The sequence below is a fragment of the Streptomyces sp. NBC_01476 genome, from assembly GCF_036227265.1.
GTDB lineage: Bacteria > Actinomycetota > Actinomycetes > Streptomycetales > Streptomycetaceae > Actinacidiphila.
In genome coordinates, this window is record NZ_CP109446.1 from 8,090,007 (window position 1) to 8,110,043 (window position 20,037).

Annotated in this window: 19 protein-coding genes; 15 read left to right on the forward strand and 4 right to left on the reverse strand. The window is 70.5% G+C overall.

Annotation, left to right across the window (positions count from 1 at the left end):
* Positions 1-25: 25 nt before the first annotated feature.
* Together OG552_RS35075 and OG552_RS35080 are read right to left on the reverse strand one after the other, a co-directional pair.
* Positions 26-1,639, reverse strand: coding sequence for an ABC transporter substrate-binding protein (locus tag OG552_RS35075; RefSeq protein WP_329140020.1), 1,614 nt, complete (start codon positions 1,637-1,639; stop codon positions 26-28).
* Positions 1,640-1,846: 207 nt separating this feature from the next.
* Entirely contained in the window at positions 1,847-2,533 is a 687-nt protein-coding gene (locus tag OG552_RS35080; protein WP_329140022.1) for a response regulator transcription factor, read from the reverse strand.
* A gap of 459 nt (positions 2,534-2,992) precedes the next feature.
* Here OG552_RS35080 and OG552_RS35085 point away from each other — a divergent pair, with 459 nt between their 5' ends.
* The 15 genes from OG552_RS35085 (at position 2,993) to OG552_RS35155 (ending at position 18,312) form a co-directional block, all read left to right on the forward strand.
* Positions 2,993-4,477 carry an FAD-dependent monooxygenase gene (locus OG552_RS35085; protein WP_329140024.1) on the forward strand — a complete coding sequence of 495 codons (1,485 nt, stop codon included), beginning with the start codon at positions 2,993-2,995 and terminating at the stop codon, positions 4,475-4,477.
* A 2-nt stretch (positions 4,478-4,479) separates the two neighbouring features.
* Positions 4,480-4,806: a TcmI family type II polyketide cyclase gene (locus OG552_RS35090; protein ID WP_329140026.1), complete on the forward strand. Its 327-nt coding sequence runs from the start codon at positions 4,480-4,482 to the stop codon at positions 4,804-4,806.
* Entirely contained in the window at positions 4,803-6,083 is a 1,281-nt protein-coding gene (locus tag OG552_RS35095; RefSeq protein WP_329140028.1) for a beta-ketoacyl-[acyl-carrier-protein] synthase family protein, read from the forward strand. The genes OG552_RS35090 and OG552_RS35095 overlap by 4 nt, the downstream gene beginning before the upstream one ends.
* Positions 6,080-7,300, forward strand: a complete 1,221-nt coding sequence (locus OG552_RS35100) for a ketosynthase chain-length factor (RefSeq protein WP_329140030.1) — start codon at positions 6,080-6,082, stop codon at positions 7,298-7,300. Before OG552_RS35095 ends, OG552_RS35100 begins: the two co-directional genes overlap by 4 nt.
* Positions 7,301-7,379: 79 nt before the next feature.
* Positions 7,380-7,652 (forward strand): acyl carrier protein, encoded by a 273-nt coding sequence (locus OG552_RS35105; protein ID WP_329140032.1) that lies wholly within the window; start codon positions 7,380-7,382, stop codon positions 7,650-7,652.
* Positions 7,653-7,662: 10 nt separating this feature from the next.
* Positions 7,663-8,448 carry a 3-oxoacyl-ACP reductase FabG gene (gene fabG, locus OG552_RS35110; RefSeq protein ID WP_329140034.1) on the forward strand — a complete coding sequence of 262 codons (786 nt, stop codon included), beginning with the start codon at positions 7,663-7,665 and terminating at the stop codon, positions 8,446-8,448.
* Positions 8,449-8,495: 47 nt separating this feature from the next.
* On the forward strand, positions 8,496-9,434 hold the full coding sequence (locus OG552_RS35115) for an aromatase/cyclase (protein ID WP_329140036.1): 939 nt from the start codon (positions 8,496-8,498) through the stop codon (positions 9,432-9,434).
* A 2-nt stretch (positions 9,435-9,436) separates the two neighbouring features.
* Complete coding sequence (locus tag OG552_RS35120) at positions 9,437-10,666, forward strand: FAD-dependent monooxygenase (RefSeq protein WP_329140037.1); 1,230 nt, start codon at positions 9,437-9,439, stop codon at positions 10,664-10,666.
* Positions 10,667-10,689: 23 nt separating this feature from the next.
* Positions 10,690-11,457: an SDR family NAD(P)-dependent oxidoreductase gene (locus tag OG552_RS35125; protein WP_329140039.1), complete on the forward strand. Its 768-nt coding sequence runs from the start codon at positions 10,690-10,692 to the stop codon at positions 11,455-11,457.
* Between the two features lie 48 nt (positions 11,458-11,505).
* Positions 11,506-13,074 carry an acyl-CoA carboxylase subunit beta gene (locus OG552_RS35130; protein ID WP_329140041.1) on the forward strand — a complete coding sequence of 523 codons (1,569 nt, stop codon included), beginning with the start codon at positions 11,506-11,508 and terminating at the stop codon, positions 13,072-13,074.
* A gap of 13 nt (positions 13,075-13,087) precedes the next feature.
* On the forward strand, positions 13,088-14,050 hold the full coding sequence (locus OG552_RS35135; protein WP_329140042.1) for an LLM class flavin-dependent oxidoreductase: 963 nt from the start codon (positions 13,088-13,090) through the stop codon (positions 14,048-14,050).
* Between the two features lie 119 nt (positions 14,051-14,169).
* Positions 14,170-15,447 (forward strand): MFS transporter, encoded by a 1,278-nt coding sequence (locus OG552_RS35140; protein ID WP_329140044.1) that lies wholly within the window; start codon positions 14,170-14,172, stop codon positions 15,445-15,447.
* Positions 15,444-16,037: an NADPH-dependent FMN reductase gene (locus OG552_RS35145; RefSeq protein ID WP_329140046.1), complete on the forward strand. Its 594-nt coding sequence runs from the start codon at positions 15,444-15,446 to the stop codon at positions 16,035-16,037. Before OG552_RS35140 ends, OG552_RS35145 begins: the two co-directional genes overlap by 4 nt.
* 33 nt (positions 16,038-16,070) lie before the next feature.
* Positions 16,071-16,715, forward strand: coding sequence for a hypothetical protein (locus OG552_RS35150; RefSeq protein WP_329140048.1), 645 nt, complete (start codon positions 16,071-16,073; stop codon positions 16,713-16,715).
* Positions 16,716-17,133: 418 nt separating this feature from the next.
* The gene (locus OG552_RS35155) at positions 17,134-18,312 is read left to right on the forward strand and encodes an acyl-CoA dehydrogenase family protein (RefSeq protein ID WP_329140050.1); all 1,179 of its coding nucleotides are present in this window, start codon (positions 17,134-17,136) and stop codon (positions 18,310-18,312) included.
* Positions 18,313-18,401: 89 nt separating this feature from the next.
* Here the strand turns inward: OG552_RS35155 and OG552_RS35160 are convergent, their stop codons facing one another.
* Complete coding sequence (locus tag OG552_RS35160) at positions 18,402-19,085, reverse strand: response regulator transcription factor (RefSeq protein ID WP_329140051.1); 684 nt, start codon at positions 19,083-19,085, stop codon at positions 18,402-18,404.
* 216 nt (positions 19,086-19,301) lie between these two features.
* Positions 19,302-20,000: a TetR/AcrR family transcriptional regulator gene (locus tag OG552_RS35165; RefSeq protein WP_329140052.1), complete on the reverse strand. Its 699-nt coding sequence runs from the start codon at positions 19,998-20,000 to the stop codon at positions 19,302-19,304.
* Positions 20,001-20,037 lie beyond the last annotated feature (37 nt).

Consider the following 20,037-nt stretch of genomic DNA (forward strand, 5'->3'; position numbering starts at 1 on the left):
GTCGCGGGCACGACGGGCGGGCCGGTCAGGAGAGCCAGGCGTCGTGGAACTGCGCCTGGGAGGACGAGCCGAGGGTGATGTCGTGGACCTTCGTGCTCAGCGCGAAGACGCTCGTCATCTCGAACACCGGTATCTGGTAAGCCTGTTCGAGCACCCGTCGCTGGGCGGTGGCGACGATTCCGGCGCGCTTGGCGGGGTCGGCCGCGGACGCCTGCGCGTCCAGCAGGCTCTCCAGCCGGGGGTCCTGGATACGGGAGAGGTTGAGCAGTTTGCTGGAGAAGGCGGTGCGCAGGATGTCCGGGTCGGCCCTGGTGCCGTTGCCCCACGCCAGGTCGTAGTCGCCGCTCTTCTGGGCCAGTTGGTAGTCGGCGATGGTGAGAACCTTCAAGGTGACGCCGATGCCGACCTTCTTCAGCTGCTGCTGGATGAGTTCGAGGACGGACTGGTTGGGGCCGAAGTTGGGCGCGAGAATGACCTTGAGGTCGAGCTTCACGCCGTTCTTCGCGCGGGTGCCGTCCGGGCCGGCTCTCCAGCCGGCCGCGTCCAGGATCCGTCCCGCGGCGGCCGGATCGTAGGCCAGCAGCTTCGCGTTGTCCTGGTAGTCGTCGGTGGTGCTGGAGAGCGAGCTGGTGGCCGGGTGGTAGCTGCTGCTCAAGACGGTGTCGACGACCTCTTTGCGGTCGACGGCGACCTCCAGCGCCCGGCGCACGGCGATGTCGCCGGACTGGGGCCGGCCGGCGTTGACGCTCAGCGCGACCGGCACACCGGGGTTCGACCGGGACAGCAGTTTCTCGCCCTGGCTGGTGAGGCCCGCCTCGTCCTGCGGTGCGACCCCGGCGATGGCGTCGACCTGTCCGGACTCAAGACTGCCGGTGCGCACTCCGGACTCCGGGACGACCTTGAAGGTGATCTTGTCGAGGTACGCGGGGCCGGTGTGTCTCCACAGGGCGGAGCCCCCCGTGTAGTTCGCGCGCCGGCTCAGCTCCACCGACCGTCCGGGGGTGTAGCTGTCCAGGGTGAACGGCCCGGAGCCGGTCAGCGGCCCGGCGCACAGGCTCTCGGCGGACCGCTTGAGGCTGGCGGGGGCCAGCAGGCCGAGCGTGGTGGTGGACGTGGCCTGCAGGAACTGGGCGTTGGGGTGGTCGAAGGTGACCTTGGCGGTGTGGGCGTCGATGACCTCGGTACTGCGGTAGCCGCTGAGGTAGCCGGAACCGAAGATCGACTTGGCGCCGAGCTTCACGACGGCGTCGAAGTTCGCCTTGACGGACTGCGCGTCGACAGGGGTGCCGTCGCTGAAGGTCGCGCCGTCGCGCAGGTGGAAGGTGAACGCCGAGGCGTCCGGGCTGACCTCCCAGGAGGTGGCGAGCCAGGGGGCGATCCTGCCGGTCGCCGAGTCCTGGTCGGTCAGCGAGTCCACCAGTCCGCGAGCCGCGTAGACCGCGTCATTGGTGGCGGCCTGATGCGGGTCGACGCAGATCGGGTCGGAGCCCAGCGCGAAGGTGAGGTGGCCGCCCGCGTGCGGCTTGGCGGAGGCCCCGCCGGCCGGCGACGTCGAGGAGCCCGAGGAGCAGGCCGCCAGCGTCAGCGACAGGACGACGGCCGAGGTGAGCAGGCTGGCTTGATGGCGTGAGCCGGTCATGAGGTGGGCCCTTTCCGGGCGAGAGGCGGTGTGCGGGGGACGGGACAGCGAAGGCCCCGCGGCATGCGAGGGCGGGGGAGGGACGCGCTCCGGTGGCCGGAGGGGTCCGATGGTGGGGGCGCGATGGTGGGGGCGCGATGGTCGGGGCGCGGTGGAGGGAGCCCGGTGGAGGGAGCCCGATGGTGGGAGTCCGGTGGAGAGAACCGCTCAGCCGTGTCCCATCTGGAACCCGATCCCGCGGTGCGTGACGATCCAGCTCGGACTGCCCAGCTTCTTGCGCAGCGCGCTGACATGGGTGTCGATGGTGCGGCTGGCCTTGGCGCTCAGCGGTCGGCCGTCGTTCTGGTAGCCCCAGACATCGGCCATCAGCTGGGCACGTGAGAGCACGGTCTGCGGCTGCGAGGCGAGTTGGCGGAGCAGGCAGAACTCGATGCGCGTCAGGTTGATCAGCCGGCCGTTGATCCGTACCTCCCGGGTGTCCGGATCGATGCACAGGGAGCCGATCATGATCGGCTGCGACCGCAGGGAGCCGGGCGACCGGGAGCGGGAGCGCCGCAGGACCGCTTCGATACGGGCGAGGAGTTCGCGGAAGCCGAAGGGCTTGGTCAGGCAGTCGTCGCAGCCGACCTGCAGGCACAGGATCCGGTCGAGGTCGGTGCCGGGGCCGGTGAAAGCGATGATGGGTATGTCACTCGCCGACCTGAGTAATCGGCACACCTCAAGTCCGTCGATATCGGGGAGCGCCAGGTCGATCAGGAAGAAATCGAACTTGGGGTACTTCTCCAACGCCTCCGCCCCGGTGCCGCACTGCTCGGTGTCAAATCCGTGGCGATGCAACTCGGCACTCAGGCTGTCGACCCCAATCGTGTCGGAATCCGCTACCAGTACCCGCATGACTCCCAAGTCTCTGTGAAGATCGCTCGAATTTTCCTTATGCAGGCTAGCCGCCCTGCGGCGTTCTTCAAAGGTCCATCGAGACATTTCACACTCCTGCAAAGCTCCCGCAACCATCGCGCGTATGTGTCCAGTTGGGCCCACGAGGCAGCGGCGTACGGTTAAGAAAACTGCAGTTCCCTTGACAATTCCTTAAGACTTGCCGCCCGCCCGGGGCGGCTCCTGACGTTGGGATGACCGCAGAGTGTCAGGAGTTGTCGGCGCCGGCTTGACATTCCCCTGACGGGCATTTTCAAGTAATCTTTACTTTTTTGCTTGAATTCTGCAGGTGGCATGGCGGAAGATATTCGTGTCCAGTGGAAACCCGGGCGGATCTTTTCCGACACTCGCGAACGAGACGCGAGTAATTAATCCCAGGAAGAGTTCACACGCGATTGTCCCTTCGGACGGGAGAGGTGTATGAGCGCTTCGGTCATCATTACGGGAGCCGGGCCGGCCGGGCTCGTACTCGCCGGGGAACTGCGGTTGGCGGGTATTGATGTCGTCGTCCTGGAACGCCTTTCCGGACGGACCGCGGAATCGCGCGGAATCGGATTGACCATCCGCACGGTGGAGACTTTCGCCCAGCGGGGCCTGCTGCGCCGGTTCGGCGACCTGCAGACCAGCGAGCAGGGGCACTTCGGTGGGGTCCCGCTCGATCTGGGCGTCCTGGAGGGCGCGTACCGGTCCGCGAAGACGGTGCCCCAGTCGGTCACCGAGACCGTCCTGGAGGACTGGGCACGGGAGCTGGGCGCCGACATCCGCCGCGGCCACGAGTTCCGCTCCTACCAGGAGGACGGCGCATCCGTTGTCGTCCGCGTCGGCACCCCGGACGGGGAGCGGCTCCTGCGGGCGGACTACCTGGTCGGCGCCGACGGCGGGCGCAGCAGCGTCCGCAAGGCCGGCGGCTTCGACTTCCCCGGCACCGCGGCCACCACCGAGCTGCTGCTCGCGGACGTCCGGGGCATCGAGGTGACCCCCCGGATGACCGGTGAACTGCTCTCCGGCGGCATGGTGATGTCCGCTTCCCTCGCCGGCGGAATCCACCGCGTCATCGTCGGCGAGCGCGGCGCACCGCCCCGCAGGCGCAGCGGACCGCCCTCCTTCCAGGAGGTCGCCGACACCTGGAAGCGGCTCACCGGGGACGACATCTCGCACGCGGAACCGGTGTGGGTCAGCGCCTTCACCGACGCGGCGCGCCAGGTCGCCGACTACCGCAGGGGCCGGGTCCTGCTCACCGGTGACGCCGCCCACATCCACCTGCCGGCCGGCGGGCAGGGCATGAACACCAGCATCCAGGACTCGGTGAACCTCGGCTGGAAGCTCGCCGCGGTCCTGCGCGGCACCGCGCCGGAATCACTACTGGACACCTACCACACCGAGCGGCACGAGGTGGGCAGACAACTGCTCGCCAACACCGCGGCCCAAAGCCAGCTGATCCTCGGCGGAGCGGAAGCACAGCCGCTCCGCGACGTCCTGGCCGAGCTGATCCGCTACGAGGACGTCAGCCGCCATCTCGCGGCCAAGGTCAGCGGACTGGCGATCAGATACGACGTCGGCCCCGGCCCGAACCCGCTGCTCGGGGCGCGGATGCCGCACCTGGAACTCACGGTGGGCGGACGCCCTTCCAGCAGCACCGCGCTGCTCCACGCCGGCCGCGGCGTCCTGCTGGACCTGGCGGACAACCCGCACCTGCGCCGGCGCGCGGCCCGCTGGCGCGAGCGCGTCGACATCGTCACCGCCACCCCGCGCGGGGACGCGGGCACCTCGCTCGACGGCACCACCGCGGTGCTGATCCGCCCCGACGGCTACGTCGCGTGGACAGGACCCGGCAGCCACCACGACCTTCCCGCCGCACTGGACCGCTGGTTCGGTCCCGCCCGACGCGCATCCCGAGAGAGGTAGAGATGCACAGCACACTGATCGTCGCCCGCATGGAACTGGGCTCCGCCGAGGAGGTCGCCGGCATCTTCGGCGCCTTCGACGAAACCGACATGCCGCACCTCATGGGCACGCGCCGCCGCGAGCTCTTCTCCTACCGGGGCCTGTACTTCCACCTCCAGGACTTCGACGGCGAGAACGGCGGCGAGCGGATCCAGACCGCCAGGACCGACCCCCGGTTCATCCGGATCAGCGAAGACCTCAAGCCGCACATCGAGGCGTACGACCCGGCCACCTGGCGCTCGCCGGCCGACGCGATGGCCCAGCGCTTCTACCACTGGAGCGCGTCGTGAGCGAGCAGTCCGGCCGCCGGGTCGTGATCACCGGAGTCGGTGTGACCGCTCCCGGCGGCATCGGGGTCAAGAACTTCTGGCAGCTGCTGGCCGACGGGCGCACCGCGACCCGGCGGATCTCGTTCTTCGACCCCTCTCCGTTCCGCTCCCAGGTCGCCGCCGAGGCGGACTTCGACGCCGAGCTGTCCGGGCTCTCCCCGCAGGAGATCCGCCGGATGGACCGCGCCGCACAGTTCGCGGTGGTCACCGCCCGGGAGGCGGTCGCCGACAGCGGACTGGACTTCGCGGCCCTGGACCCGCACCGCATCGGTGTGACCATCGGCAGCGCCGTCGGCGCGACCACCGGACTCGACCAGGAGTACCGCGCGGTCAGCGACGGCGGCCGCCTGGACCTCGTCGACCACGAGTACGCCGTACCGCACCTGTACAACTTCCTGGTGCCCAGCTCGTTCGCGACCGAGGTCGCCTGGGCGGTCGGCGCGGAAGGGCCCGGCACCGTGGTCTCCACCGGGTGCACCTCCGGCCTCGACGCCGTCGGCTACGCGACGGACCTGATCCGGGACGGGGCGGCGGACGTCATCGTCGCCGGGGCGAGCGACGCCCCGATCTCACCCATCACCGTCGCCTGCTTCGACGCGATCAAGGCCACCACGGCGCGCAACGACGACGCGGAGCACGCCTCGCGGCCGTTCGACGCCAGCCGCACGGGCTTCGTCCTCGGCGAAGGGGCGGCCGTCTTCGTCCTGGAGGAACTGGAGAGCGCACGGCGTCGCGGAGCCCACATCTACGCCGAGGTGGCCGGCTACGCCACCCGGTCCAACGCCTTCCACATGACCGGACTGCGCCCCGACGGCGCGGAGATGGCCGAGGCGATCCGGGTGGCGCTCGACGAGGCCCGGCTCGCCCCGGAGGAGATCGACTACATCAACGCCCACGGTTCCGGCACCAAGCAGAACGACCGGCACGAGACCGCCGCCTTCAAGCGCAGCCTGGGCGACCACGCCTACCGGACACCGGTCAGCTCCATCAAGTCGATGGTGGGCCACTCGCTGGGCGCCATCGGATCGATAGAGGTGGCGGCCTCCGTCCTGGCGATGGAGCACAGCGTCGTGCCGCCCACCGCCAATCTGCACAACCCGGACCCGGAGTGCGACCTCGACTACGTACCGCTGACCGCGCGCGACTGGCGGACGGACGCGGTGCTCTCGGTCGGCAGCGGCTTCGGCGGATTCCAGAGCGCCGTGGTGCTCGCCCGGCCCGATCGGAGCAGCCGATGAACGCCCACCCGGTGGTGACCGGCCTCGGGGTCGTCGCGCCCAACGGCCTGGGCCTGGAGGAGTACTGGGCGGCGACACTCGCGGGACGCAGCGGCATCGGACGGATCACCCGGTTCGACCCCTCCGACTACCCGTCGCGGCTCGCCGGTGAGATCGGCGGCTTCGCCGCCCGGGACCACCTGCCCAGCAGGCTGCTACCGCAGACGGACCGGATGACCCAGCTGGCCCTGGTCAGCGCGGACTGGTCGCTGCAGGACGCCGGGGTCGACCCGGCCGAACTGCCCGACTACGCAGCGGGGGTGATCACCGCCAGCCACTCCGGCGGCTTCGAGTTCGGCCAGAACGAGCTCAAGGCGCTGTGGAGCAAGGGCGGCCGGTACGTCTCGGCCTACCAGTCCTTCGCCTGGTTCTACGCCGTCAACAGCGGGCAGATCTCCATCCGCCACGGTCTGCGGGGCCCCAGCAGCGTGGTCATCAGCGACCAGGCCGGCGGCCTCGACGCCCTCGCGCAGGCCCGGCGGCAGGTCCGCAAGGGGATCTCCCTCGTGGTGGCCGGCGCGGTCGACGCGTCGATCTGCTCCTGGGGGTGGGTGGCCCAGCTGGCGAGCGGCCGGCTGGCCGCCGGCGAGGACGCGGAGCGCGCCTACCTGCCCTTCGACGCCGCCGCCCGCGGCCATGTGCCAGGCGAGGGCGGCGCGTTGCTCGTGGTCGAGGACGCGGAGCACGCGCGGGAACGCGGCGCCGGGAAGATCTACGGCGAACTCGCAGGACACGCCGCCACCATGGACCCCCGGCCGGGCAGCGGGCGTGCGCCCGGCATCGAGCGGGCGATCGACGGAGCACTGCGGGACGCCGGGATCGGCCCCGCCGACGTGGACGTGGTCTTCGCGGACGCGGCCGCGATCCCCGAACTCGACCGCACCGAGGCCGAAGCCATCACCAAGACGTTCGGACCGCAGGGCGTCCCGGTGACGGCGCCCAAGACCATGACCGGACGCCTCTACTCGGGCGCCGCGCCCCTGGATGTCGCCGCCGCCCTGCTGAGCATCCGCGACGGTGTCATCCCGCCGACCATCGGAACCTCGGTCGCCGACGGGTACGACATCGACCTCGTGACCGGCGGCCCGCGCGCCGCGCGGGTACGCACCGCGCTGGTGCTGGCCCGCGGCCACGGCGGGTTCAACTCGGCCCTGGTCGTACGCGCCGCCGACCGCTGAGGCCGCGGACCGTTCCTCCCCGCGGAGAATCCGCCGGGCCCCTGCCCCGGACACCACCCCATCCACGAAAGGCCCGGACATGTCCACCACAAGCCCGTTCACCCTCGACGATCTCCGGCGGATCCTGCTGGAGGCGGCCGGCGCCGAAGAGGGTGTCGACCTGAGCGGAGACATCATCGACACCGAGTTCGACGCCCTCGGTTACGAATCCCTGGCGCTGCTGGAGACCGGCAGCCGGATCGAGCGCGAGTACGACATCTCGCTGGACGACTCCGCCCTGACCGACGCGGTCACGCCCCGGGGCCTCATCGACATCGTCAACAAGCAGCTCGCCGCTGCGCCGAGCGCCTGAGGAGAAGACCATGGCAGCCAAGACCGGACGGGTCGCCCTGGTGACCGGCGCGACCAGCGGTATAGGACTCGCCGTCGCCCGCCAGCTGGCCGGCCAGGACCACCGCGTGTTCATCGGCGCCCGCAACGCCGAGAACGTCCAGGCGACCGTCAAGGAACTGCGCGCCGAGGGCCTGGAGGTCGAGGGCGCGGCCGTCGACATCCGCAACGACGAGGAGGTCAGGTCGTTCGTCCAGGCGGCCGTCGACCGCTTCGGCACCATCGACGTGCTCGTCAACAACGCCGGGCGCAGCGGCGGCGGAGTGACCGCCGACATCAGCGACGAGCTGTGGTACGACGTGATCGAGACCAACCTGAACAGCGTCTTCCGGGTCACCCGGGAAGTGCTGAACACCGGCGGCCTGCGGGAAAAAAGCCGCGGACGGATCATCAACATCGCCTCCACTGCAGGAAAACAGGGCGTGGTGCTCGGCGCCCCCTACTCCGCCTCCAAGCACGGCGTCGTCGGCTTCACCAAGGCGCTCGGCAACGAACTGGCGCCCACCGGAATCACCGTCAACGCGGTCTGCCCCGGATACGTCGAGACGCCGATGGCCCAGCGGGTCCGCCAGGGCTACGCGGCGGCCTACGACACCAGCGAGGCCGCGATCCTGGAGAAGTTCCAGGCCAAGATCCCGCTCGGCCGCTACTCCTCGCCCGAGGAAGTGGCCGGCCTGGTCGGCTACCTCGCCTCCGACACCGCCGCCTCCATCACCTCCCAGGCGCTCAACGTCTGCGGTGGCCTCGGGAACTTCTGACCGCCCGGCGTCCCTGTGTCCTTCCACCACCGATCGGAGCTGTGACCATGACGACCCGTGAGGTCGAACACGAGATCACCGTGCGCGCGGGCGCCGCCGACGTCTACCGGCTGCTCGCCGAGGTCGAGAACTGGCCCCGGCTCTTCCCGCCGTCGGTCTACGTCGACTACCTCGAACGCGACGGCAACGAGGAGCGTATCCGGATCTGGGCCACCGCCAACGGCGAGGCCAAGAACTGGAGTTCACGGCGGACACTGGACCCCGACGGCCTGCGCATCAGCTTCTGGCAGGAGGTCTCTGCGCCGCCGGTGGCCGAGATGACCGGCACCTGGATCATCGAACGGATCGGTGAACAGGAGTCCCGGGTACGGCTGCTGCACTCCTACCGTGCCATCGACGACGACCCCGAGGGCCTGAGCTGGATCGACGAGGCGGTGGACCGCAACAGCCGGGCCGAACTGCCGGGCCTGAAGACCAATCTGGAGCTGTCGGCGCAGGACGCCGGACTCAGCCTCTCCTTCGAGGACAGCGTCCGGGTGGAGGGCGCCGCCAAGGACGTGTTCGACTTCGTCAACGAGGCGCAGTTGTGGACCGAGCGGCTGCCGCACGTCGCCAAGGTCGAACTCACCGAGGACACCCCCGGACTGCAGACCCTGCGGATGGACACCCTCACCAAGGACGGCTCCACCCACACCACGGAGTCGGTCCGGGTCTGCTTCCCGCACCGCAAGATCGCCTACAAGCAGACCACGCTGCCCGCCCTGCTCGACCTGCACACCGGCTACTGGACCTTCGAAGAGGGCCCCGACGGCGTCACCACCGCCACCTCCCAGCACACCGTCGTCCTCAACGCCGGCAACATCGTCACGGTGCTCGGCCCGGACGCGGGCATCCCCGAGGCCCGCCGGTTCATCCGGGAGGCCCTCGGCAACAACAGCCGGGCCACGCTCAACCACGCCAAGGAGTACGCGGAAGCGCGGCGCTGAGCATGACCGGCTCACTGGACACCGACGTCATCGTGGTCGGGGCCGGCCCGGTCGGACTCCTGCTCGCCGGTGAACTGCGCCTGGGCGGAGCACGGGTGACCGTGCTGGAGCAGCTCACCGAACCGACCACCGAGTCCCGCGCGTCCACGCTGCACACCCGCACGATGGAGATCCTGGACGGGCACGGGCTGCTGAAGCGGATCGGCACCCTGCCCAGCGGCGGCCCGGGCCACTTCGGCGGCATGCCGCTGGACCTGACCGCGGCCGCCCCCGGCCACCGCTGGGCGGGGCAGTGGAAGTGCCCGCAGGCGCACCTGGAGGCCGTCCTGTACGCCTGGGCGACGGAGCTGGGCGCGCAGGTCCTGCGCGGGCACGTGGTGACGGGTCTGCGTTCGCGCGCGGACCGCGTGGAGGCCGGCTTCATCGCACTCGGCACGAAACCGGCCGCCCTGTCCGCCTCCTACCTGGTCGGCTGCGACGGTGAGCGGAGCACCGTGCGGCAGCTGGCCGGGTTCGAGGTGGACGGCGAGGACGGCGCGCTGGAGATGCTCAGGGCCGACCTGGCCGGCATCGACGTACCGAACCGGCGCTTCGAGCGGCACCCGAACGGGCTGGCCACCGCCTTCCGCTGGCCCGACGGCACCACCCGGGTCATGGTCCACCTCCACGGCGGCCGCTCCGGGCCGCGGACCGGCGCTCCGGATCTGGCGGAGGTGGCCGAGGCATGGGCCCAGGTGACCGGCGAGGACATCAGCGCGGGCACCCCGGTCTGGCTCAACGCCTTCGACAACACCAGTCTCCAGGTCACCCGGTACGTCAAGGGCCGGATCCTGCTGGCCGGGGACGCGGCCCACGTACAGATGCCGGTCGGCGGCCAGGCCCTCAACCTCGGCCTGCAGGACGCGGCCGACCTCGGCCGCAAGCTCGCCGGACAGGTCACCGAGGCCGACAGGGCCGAAGAGGCCCTCGGCGCGGACGGAGCCGGGGGGACAGCCGGGGCCGGCGGCGCCGCACTGCTCGACAGCTACCACGACACCCGCCACCGGATCGGCGCCGCCACGCTGACCAACATCCAGGCCCAGGCCCGGCTGCTGCTCGGCGGACCGGAGGTGGACGGACTGCGGTCGGTCTTCGGCGAACTGCTGGAGATCGGCTCCGCCCGGCGCCATCTGGCCCGCGCGATCAGCGGACTCGGGCCGGTGCGGCCCGGCCCCCCGCACAACGGCACCTGACCGACCACACGAGGAGAGGCAACATGAGCAGGCTCATCGGCAAGACGGCGCTCGTCACCGGTTCCAGCCGCGGCATCGGCCGCGCCATCGCCGTACGGCTGGGCAGGGAGGGCGCGCTCGTCGCCGTGCACTACGCCGCCAACGAGGCGGCGGCCCAGGAGACCGTCGAGCTGATCGAGAAGGACGGCGGTCACGGATTCGCGGTCCGCGCCGAACTGGGGGTGCCGGGCGACGTGCACGAACTCTTCCTCGGCCTGGAGAAGGAACTCAAGGAGCGCACCGGCGGGACGACCCTCGACATCGTGGTGAACAACGCGGGGGAGACCACATCGAGCGGTATCGCCCCCGAGGACGTCACCCCGGAACAGCTCGACCGCCTCTTCGCGGTGAACGCCAAGGCGCCGTACCTCATCGTGCAGCGCGCACTGACGCAGATACCCGAGGGCGGGCGCATCATCAACATCTCGTCCGGTCTGACCCGGGTCTCCAACCCCGACCAGGTCGCGTACGCGATGACCAAGGGCGCCATCGAGCAGCTGACCTTGCACCTGGCCCGGCATCTGGCGCCGCGCGGCATCACCATCAACAGCGTCGCGCCCGGGATCACCGACAACGGCAGCGCGGTCTTCGGCATACCGGAGGCGGTGGAGCAGATGGCGCAGCTCTCGGCCTTCAAGCGGGTGGGCAGCGCCGGCGACGTCGCGGACGTGGTCACCTTCCTGGCCACCGACGAGGCCCGGTGGATCACCGGTGCCTTCATCGACGCCACCGGCGGCACCCTGCTCGGCTGAGCTTGCGGCGGACAACGACCGAATCGAAGGGACGGGAGGTGACCCGGCATGCCGACAGAGATCTCCGGCAGCATCTCGGAACGAACGGAAGAACTCGGCGCGCTGAAGGAACTGGTCCAGCAGGGGCCGGACCCGCAGGCGACAGAACGGCAGCACGCACGCGGCAAGCTCACCGCCCGCGAGCGGATCGGACTCCTGCTGGACAAGGGGAGTTTCACCGAGGTCGAGGCGCTGCGGCGGCACCGGGCGAGCGGCTTCGGACTGGAGGCGAAGAAGCCGCACACCGACGGTGTCGTGACGGGCTGGGGCACGGTGGAGGGCCGCACCGTGTTCGTGTACGCCCATGACTTCCGGATCTTCGGGGGCGCGCTCGGAGAGGCGCACGCCGAGAAGATCCACAAGGTGATGGACCTGGCCATCGCCGCCGGTGCGCCGCTGGTCTCGCTCAACGACGGCGCCGGCGCCCGGATCCAGGAGGGCGTCCAGGCGCTCGCCGGCTACGGCGGGATCTTCCGGCGCAACACCAGCGCCTCCGGGGTCATCCCGCAGATCAGCGTGATGCTCGGCCCGTGCGCGGGCGGGGCCGCCTACAGCCCCGCCCTGACCGACCTGGTGTTCATGGTGCGGGAGACCTCGCAGATGTTCATCACCGGGCCTGACGTGGTCCAGGCGGTGACCGGCGAGCAGATCACCCAGAACGGTCTCGGCGGCGCGGATGTGCACGCCGGCACCTCAGGGGTCGCGCACTTCGTCTACGACGACGAGGAGACCTGCCTGGCCGAAGTCCGCTACCTGCTCTCCCTGCTGCCGTCCAACAACCGCGAACTGCCGCCCAGGACGATCACCGCGGACCCGCCCGACCGCGAGTCAGGGGCGCTGCTCGACCTGGTGCCCGCGGACGGCAACAGGTCCTACGACGTGCGGGCGGTGATCGAGGAGATCGTCGACGACGGCGAGTTCCTTGAGGTGCACGCCGCCTTCGCCCCCAACCTGGTCTGCGCGCTGGCCCGGCTGGAGGGCCGGGTGGTCGGCCTGGTCGCCAATCAGCCCGCCGCGCTGGCCGGTGTCCTGGACATCGACTCCAGCGAGAAGGGCGCCAGGTTCGTCCAGTTCTGCGACTCGTTCAACATCCCGCTGGTCACCCTGGTCGACGTGCCCGGCTTCCTGCCCGGCGTGGACCAGGAGCACGACGGCATCATCCGGCGCGGCGCCAAACTGCTCTACGCCTACTGCAACGCCACCGTCCCCCGGGTCTCGCTGATCCTGCGCAAGGCCTACGGCGGCGCCTACATCGTGATGGACTCCCGCTCCATCGGCGCCGACCTGGCCTTCGCCTGGCCCACCAACGAGATCGCGGTGATGGGCGCCGAGGGCGCCGCCAACGTGGTCTTCCGGCGGGAGATCGCCGCCGCCGAGGACCCGGCCGCGATGCGCGCCCAGAAGATCGCCGAGTACCGCAGCGAACTCGTCCATCCGTACTACGCGGCCGAGCGCGGCCTCGTCGACGACGTCATCGACCCGCGCCGCACCCGGCAGGTGCTCTGCCGCGCCCTGGCCATGCTCACCGCCAAGGGCGCCGATCTGCCGCACCGCAAGCACGGCAACCCACCCCAGTGAAAAGGATCGTGCCATGGACGTCGGACTCCTCTTCGACCTGCGCAACCCCGAGCAGTGGCAGCGGCCGTGGGCCGACCACTACGCACGGACCCTGGAATTGTGCGAGGAGGCCGACCAGCGGGGAGCCGGCGGCCTGTGGTTCACCGAGCACCACCTCTTCGAGGACGGCTACCTGCCGCAGCCGCTGACCTTCGCGGCGGCCGTCGCCGCGCGCACCCGGCGGGCACGGATCGGGACCTCGGTGGTGCTCCCCGCCCTGCACAACCCCGCCGACCTCGCGGAACAGGCCGCACTCGTCGACCTCATCAGCGGCGGCCGGCTGGAACTGGGCCTCGGCGCCGGCTACCGGCTGCCCGAGTACCAGCTGTTCGGCGCGGACTTCACCCGCCGGTTCGCGGGCACCGAGCGGAACATCCGGGAGATCCTGCGCCTGTGGCAGGAGCGGGCCGTCACTCCGCTGCCGATCCAGGACCCGCCGCCGGTCTGGGGAGGTTTCTACGGCCCGCGCGGCGCGAAGATCGCCGGGCGGCTCGGCATCGGCCTGCTGCACATCTCGCGTCCCATCTTCGAGCACTACCAGCAGGGCCTCGTCGAAGGCGGCCACGACCCGCAGTCGGCCAGGGTCAGCGACCTGCTGCCCATCATCCTCGCCGAGGACCCCGAAGAGGCCTGGCACCGCGTGGCACCGCACCTCGCACACCAGGTGAACTCCTACCGGCAGGGATCGGTGGAAGGCACCGACCGGAGCACACCGCTGCTCACCGCCGAAGACCTCCGCGACCCCAACGCCCAGGACACCCGCGGCCTGCTGGACATCCTCACCCCCGAGGACGCGGCCGTCCGGATCGAGGAACTGACCAAGGACCTGCCCGTCAAACACCTCATCTTCTGGGCGAGCATCGCCGGCATGCCGGACGACATCGTCACCGAGAACATCCGGCTCGTCACCGAGGAACTGCCGCCGCTGCTCGGCTGAGCCCGCGGCCGCGACCGGCACACCCCGGGCACCCGGCACTGGACTGCGACGGCCCGGGCCCGGGCCCGGACATCGTGCGGGCACCCACGACACACCCACACCGACACAGGCGGCCAACCATGACAGCCTCCTCCTGGTCCAACTCCTCCACCGCGCCGTCCGCCGCCCCGTCCGCCGCCCGGTCGGCCGGCGATGCCCCCGGGGCTGCGGAACCGGCGCGCTGGGACGCACGGCTCTGGGCCGTCCTGTTCATCCTCTCCGCCAACATGATCCTCGACGCGATCGAGGTCTCCCTGGTACTCGTCGCCCTGCCGACCATCGGCACGGCACTCGGACTGGATCTGTGGACCGTGCAGTGGCTGATGAGCGGCTTCGCGCTCGGCTTCGCCGCCCTGCTCGTCCTCGGGCCGCGGCTCAACGCCAGGCTGGGCCGCAAACGCGTCTACCTCGTCGCGATGCTGCTCTTCGCCGCCGCCTCCGTGGCCGGCGGGCTCACCGACAGCGCAGGCGTGCTCATCGCCACCCGGGTGGTCAAGGGCCTCAGCGCGGCGCTCACCGCGCCCACCGGACTCGCCATCATCGGCACCACCTTCCGCAACGGGCCGCAGCAGCGCCGGGCGGTCTCCGTCTACTCCCTGTTCGGCGCGGCCGGCTTCACCGTGGGACTGCTGCTGTCCGGCGCACTGCTGGCGGAGAGCTGGCGGTGGACGTTCCTCTTCCCGGCGCCGGTGGCACTGGTCCTGCTCTTCTCCGGTATGCGGCTCATCCCGCCCGACCAGGGCCGCGCCCCGGCCCCGCGGATCGAGCCCGCGCTCCTGCGCAACGGGCCGCTGCTGCGCTCCGCCGTCGGCGCGGCCACACTCAACGGCACCTACCAGAGCCTGTTGCTGCTGCTGGTCTTCCACACGCAGCGCCAACTGGGCTGGTCGCCCTGGCAGTCGGCGCTCGCCCTGCTGCCGGCCTGCGTGCCGCTCGCGGTGACCGTGCCCTTCGCCGGAGCGATGACCGCACGCTGGGGCACCGGCCGGCTGATCGCCCTCGGCGCGGCCACACCGGTCCTCGGCTACGCCCTCTTCCTGGCGCGGCCGACCGGTTCGTACCTCACCGCGATGCTGCCGACGCTGCTCCTGGTCGGCGCGGGCTTCGTGCTCTCCTTCGCCGCCCTCAACATGCAAGCCACCGGGGCCCTGCCCGCCGCCGACCGGGCGGCGGCGGTTCCCCTCTACCAGACGGCCGTCCAGCTCGGCGCCGTGCTGATGCTCCCGGCCACCGCCTGGTTCCTCGGTTCCCACCACGGCTACCGCCCCGCACTGTCGTTCATCACAGCGGTCGGCGCGATCGGCCTGCTGGCCGCCCTGAGCGGACTCCGCATCTCTCACAGACAGGTCGCACCATGACGGATGACCAGCTCTCACTCGCCATCATCACCGCCAGCGTCAGGGAGGGCCGGCTCGGTCCCGCCGTCGCCGACTGGTTCCTGGCCCAGGTCAAGGAGCGCCCCGAGTTCGCCGTGCGGGAGGTCGACCTGATCGACCACCCGCTGCCGCTCGTCCTGCCGGGACCGGGCAGGGAACTGCCCCTCGAAGCGGCCCGGGTACGGGAATCGCTGCGTTCGGTCCTCGTGGCCGCGGACGCCTTCGTCGTGGTCACGCCCGAGTACAACCACAGCTTCCCGGCGGCCCTGAAGAACACCGTCGACTGGTTCTACCAGGAGTGGACGGCCAAGCCGGTCGGGTTCGTCTCCTACGGCGGCCTCAGCGGCGGCATACGTGCCGTGGAGCAGCTGCGGCAGGTCTTCGCCGAGGTGCACACGCTGACCGTCCGGGAGAACGTCGCCCTGCCCAACGCCGGCAACCGGTTCGACGCGCAGGGCCGGCTGACGGACGCGGAGCCGAGCGTGCTGTCGGCCGGCCTGCTCCTCGACCAGCTCGACTGGTGGGGCCGTGCCCTGCGCACGGCCCGCGGCGAGCGCCCGTACCCGCGCTGACACCTCTGACACCACCCGGAAAGGGGGGCGGCAATGCCCCAGCAGATCTCATCCGCGCCGCCGGACATCCGACGAGCCGACAGCGCGGCCGTGCACGTCGCCCAGTGGTACGTCTCCGACCGCGCGGCCGGCGTCGAAGCCCTGGACGAAGCCGTCCAGCAGTGGCGCGCCACCGCCTGGCCGGCCGGGATCCTCTCCTTCAGCGCCTACCTCAGCACCGAGCACGACACCGTCCTCACCTACGTCCAGACGGCCGGCGGCGGGGTGCACCGCGCCTTCACCGCGGGTCTGAAGGGTCTGGCCGGCGCCGAGACCGTCGAGTACACCCTGCACCGGGCCATCGTGCTGGACGCCGCAGCGCCGGCGCCGGCCAGTTTCGTCGTCGCGAGCTTCGACGTCGACGGGCCCGGCCCGCAGGAGAGCATCGTCGCCTCGATCGCCGGCGCCCTCGAACACGCCCCGGCCGGGCAGCACCCCGGCATGATCTCGGCCAACTTCCACCTCAGCACCGACGGCACCCGCGTGCTCAACTACGCCGAGTGGACCAGCGACGAGGCACACATCGCCTTCCTCGACGGCGCCACACGCGTGGCGACGCTGCGCGCCACCCACGCCACACCCGGGGTGCGCCCGATCGGCTTCAAGCGCTACCACCTCCTCCACAGCCTCACCGCATGAGAAACCGCCCGGCGCCGCTTCTGGTCGCTCCGCACCGCCCGGCGAATTCCGCCCGTCCGGCGTCCACCGAAAACTCCCGGCCGCCGGCGGCCGGGAATGCGCCATGGGTTTCCATGACGCCGCGTCAATTTCCCCTGAAGGCAGTCCATGGATTCTCCGGTTTCCCTGCCGCTCGACAGCCGGACATGCAAGGATCGAGCCGTCGGCCGAGCGACGGCGTAAATACCGCTTGTCCCCATCCCGTCGGTCCGGCCGCGGACGCCATAACCCGGAGACCGTCCGTCTCCGGCCGCGCCGTATCGCCGGGACACCCCTATCCGTGCACATTCCCGCCAGCCATGTCCTTGCGCCGATCGTCCGGAACACCGCGGCCGAATCGCGGGCGCATCAGTGTCACACAGACCGGGAGGAAGCAATAATGCCCACCACCGTACCGACCCGGGACGATCTCATCGAGACCGCCGGGAAACTGGTGCCCCTGCTGCGCTCCCGGGCGCTGTGGATCGACGAGAACCGCCGGCTCCCCTCCGACGTCATCGAGGCGATCGAGGCATCCGGGCTGCTCAAGATGCAGGTGCCCGCCCAGTACGGCGGGTACGAGTCGGACGCGCGCACGTTCATCGACGTGCTGGCCGAGATCGCCAAGGGCAACAGCTCGGTCGCCTTCTGCATGTCCATCTACGCATCGCTGACCTGGATGGTCGGCCTGTGGCCGGACGAGGCCCTCGACGAGGTCTTCGCGCAGCCCAACGTCCGGGTGACCGGCACGACCGCCGCGTCGGGCAAGGCGACCCGTGTCGAGGGCGGTTACCTGCTCAACGGGAGCTGGGGGTTCAACAGCGGCGTGCTGCACAGCCACTGGAAGATCACCGCCGCGATGCCCGAGGGGCCCGCCGGGGAGACCCTGCCGATCTTCAGCCTGGTTCCGATCTCCGATCTGGAGATCGTCGACGACTGGAACACCATCGGTCTGCAGGGCTCGGGCAGTGTGACCACCGTGGCCAAGGACGTCTTCGTGCCGGACCGGCGGGTGATCACCGGCGCGGAGTTCTACCAGAACGTCTCGAAGTCCCAGATCAACGCGCCCAAGGCCAGCTACCGGGTGCCGATGCTGGTCACCGCCACGGCGATGCAGACCGGCCAGCTCGTCGGCGCCGGCAAGTACGCCCTGGCCAGCTTCCTCGAACGGCTTCCCGGCCGGCCGCTGACGTACACGAACTACCCCAGTCAGCGGGAGGCACCCATCACCCATCTGCAGGTCGGCGAGGCCGCGCTGCTGATCGAGGACGCCGAGGGGCGGGCCCACCGGTTCGCCGACCTACTGGCCGAGAAGATCCGGCGGGACGAGCCGTGGTCCCAGGAGGACCGGGTCTTCTCCCGGGTGCAGATCGGCTGGATCGCCCAGCAGATCAAGCAGGCCGTCGAGATCCTGGCCGCGGCCAGCGGCGGCTCCTCGATCTTCCGGGACGTGCCGATCACCCGTATCCAGCGGGATGTCCACGCGACGTCGCTGCACTCGCTGATCACGCCGGGCACCAACATCGAGCTCTACGGCAGGTCGCTGTCCGGCCTGGAACCCAACACGGTCTACCTGTGATCCGCCGGCGCCTGTGAGCGGGCGGCACCGCACGGTGCCGCCCGCTCACAGGCGCCCGTCCGGTGCCCTTCGCGGGGTCGGCTTCCGGGTCAGCCGAAGCCCACCCGGAAGCCGACCCCGCGGACGGTGACGATCCAGCTGCTGCGCCCCAGCTTGTTGCGCAGGGAGCTGACATGGGTGTCGACGGTGCGGCTCGCCTGCGCGCCCAGGGCCTGCACCACCGGGATCTCCCAGATCTCGGCCATCAGCCGCTGCCGGGTGACGACCATCTCGGGGTGCCGGGCCAGGTAGTACAGAAGGTCGAACTCCTTGCGGGTCAGCTCCACCGGCTTCTCGTGCAGCTGCACCTCGCGGGAGGCCGCGTCGATCCGCAGGGCCCCGATCGAGACCGTCGTCTTCGGGGCGGGCGCCGGCCGGCGCGGCTCCAGCCGGCGCATCACGGCCTCCATCCGGGCTGCCAACTCGCGTATCTCATAGGGTTTGTCGAGGCAGTCGTCGGCGCCCGCACGCAGCCCGAGGACCCGGTCCAGTTCGGTGCCGCCGCCGGTGAACGCGATCAGCGGCCGGCCGCCCGTTTCCCGGAGAGTGCGGCAGACCACCAGGCCGTCGATGTCCGGCAGGTCCAGGTCGAGCAGGACGAAGTCCGCCTGCTGGTGATTCTCCAGCGCGGCCGTCCCGGAATTGACGGTTGTGACGTCGTGGCCGTACCGCTCCAGATTGCGGGCCAGCGTTATCGCTTCGTGCTTCTGAGCCTCCACCACGAGTATGCGCACGATGTCTCCCTTGGAGTTTCACGGGCCGAAGGTGGATTCACAGCCGCAAGCTCCATTGCCTGCTTCCCTGTTAACTGGACACTGCCATCCTGTGCTGATCCGCGGTGCGGATTCTCACATCGTGTCGTCGATTCGAGCCAGGGTGTTCATACGCGTTCATACAGGCTTCGCAGTCCGGCGCCGGACATTTCTGATGCGCCGGGAAAAGATCCGGAGTCAGCCCGCAGCCGCAGCCGCGGTGGTGCTCAGGTGGTCGGCCCGGAATGCCCGCAGGAAAGTACCCACCGCGGCGTCCGCCACCGTGTGCAGTTCGGTCTCCGGGACCGGACGGGTGCCGAGTTGCGACCGCGCCTCCATGGGGCCGGTGAGCAGGGCGAGGAACTGCTCCGCGGCCTCGACGGGATCGCACGCGCGCAGCATGCCGGCGAGCGAGAGCCGTGCCATCCGGTCGGCGAGAGCCTGCCTGAGCCGGTCGGCGCCACGCCCCCAGACCGCCTCCAGCAGTCCGGGGAAGCGGGTGATCTCCGCGTAGAGCAGCCGGCGCAGCGCCCAGGAGCGGGGGTCGCAACACTGCAGCAGCAGGCGGTACCCCACGTCCTGCAGGCCGGACCTGAGCGGATCGGTGCCCTCGCCGCCGTCGACCGTCAGGCGCTCCGCCACGGCCAGGTTCTCGGCCATCACCGCGTTCCCGGTGGCCTCCATCGCGGCGTGGAAGAGGCTCTCCTTGTCGCCGAGATGGTTGTAGACGGTGTGCTTGGCGACCCCCGCCACCTCGGCGATCTCCTCCATGCACGCCCGCGCGTAGCCCCGGTTCGCGAACACGGTGAACGCCGCGTCCAGGATCGCCTGTCGCTTGTCGATGCGCCCTCGTGAGGCCGCCCGGTTGCCAGATGCCGATGCCGCAGTTCCGCCCACCCCATGAGCATACCCGCGACGGGCGTCGGTTTGTACT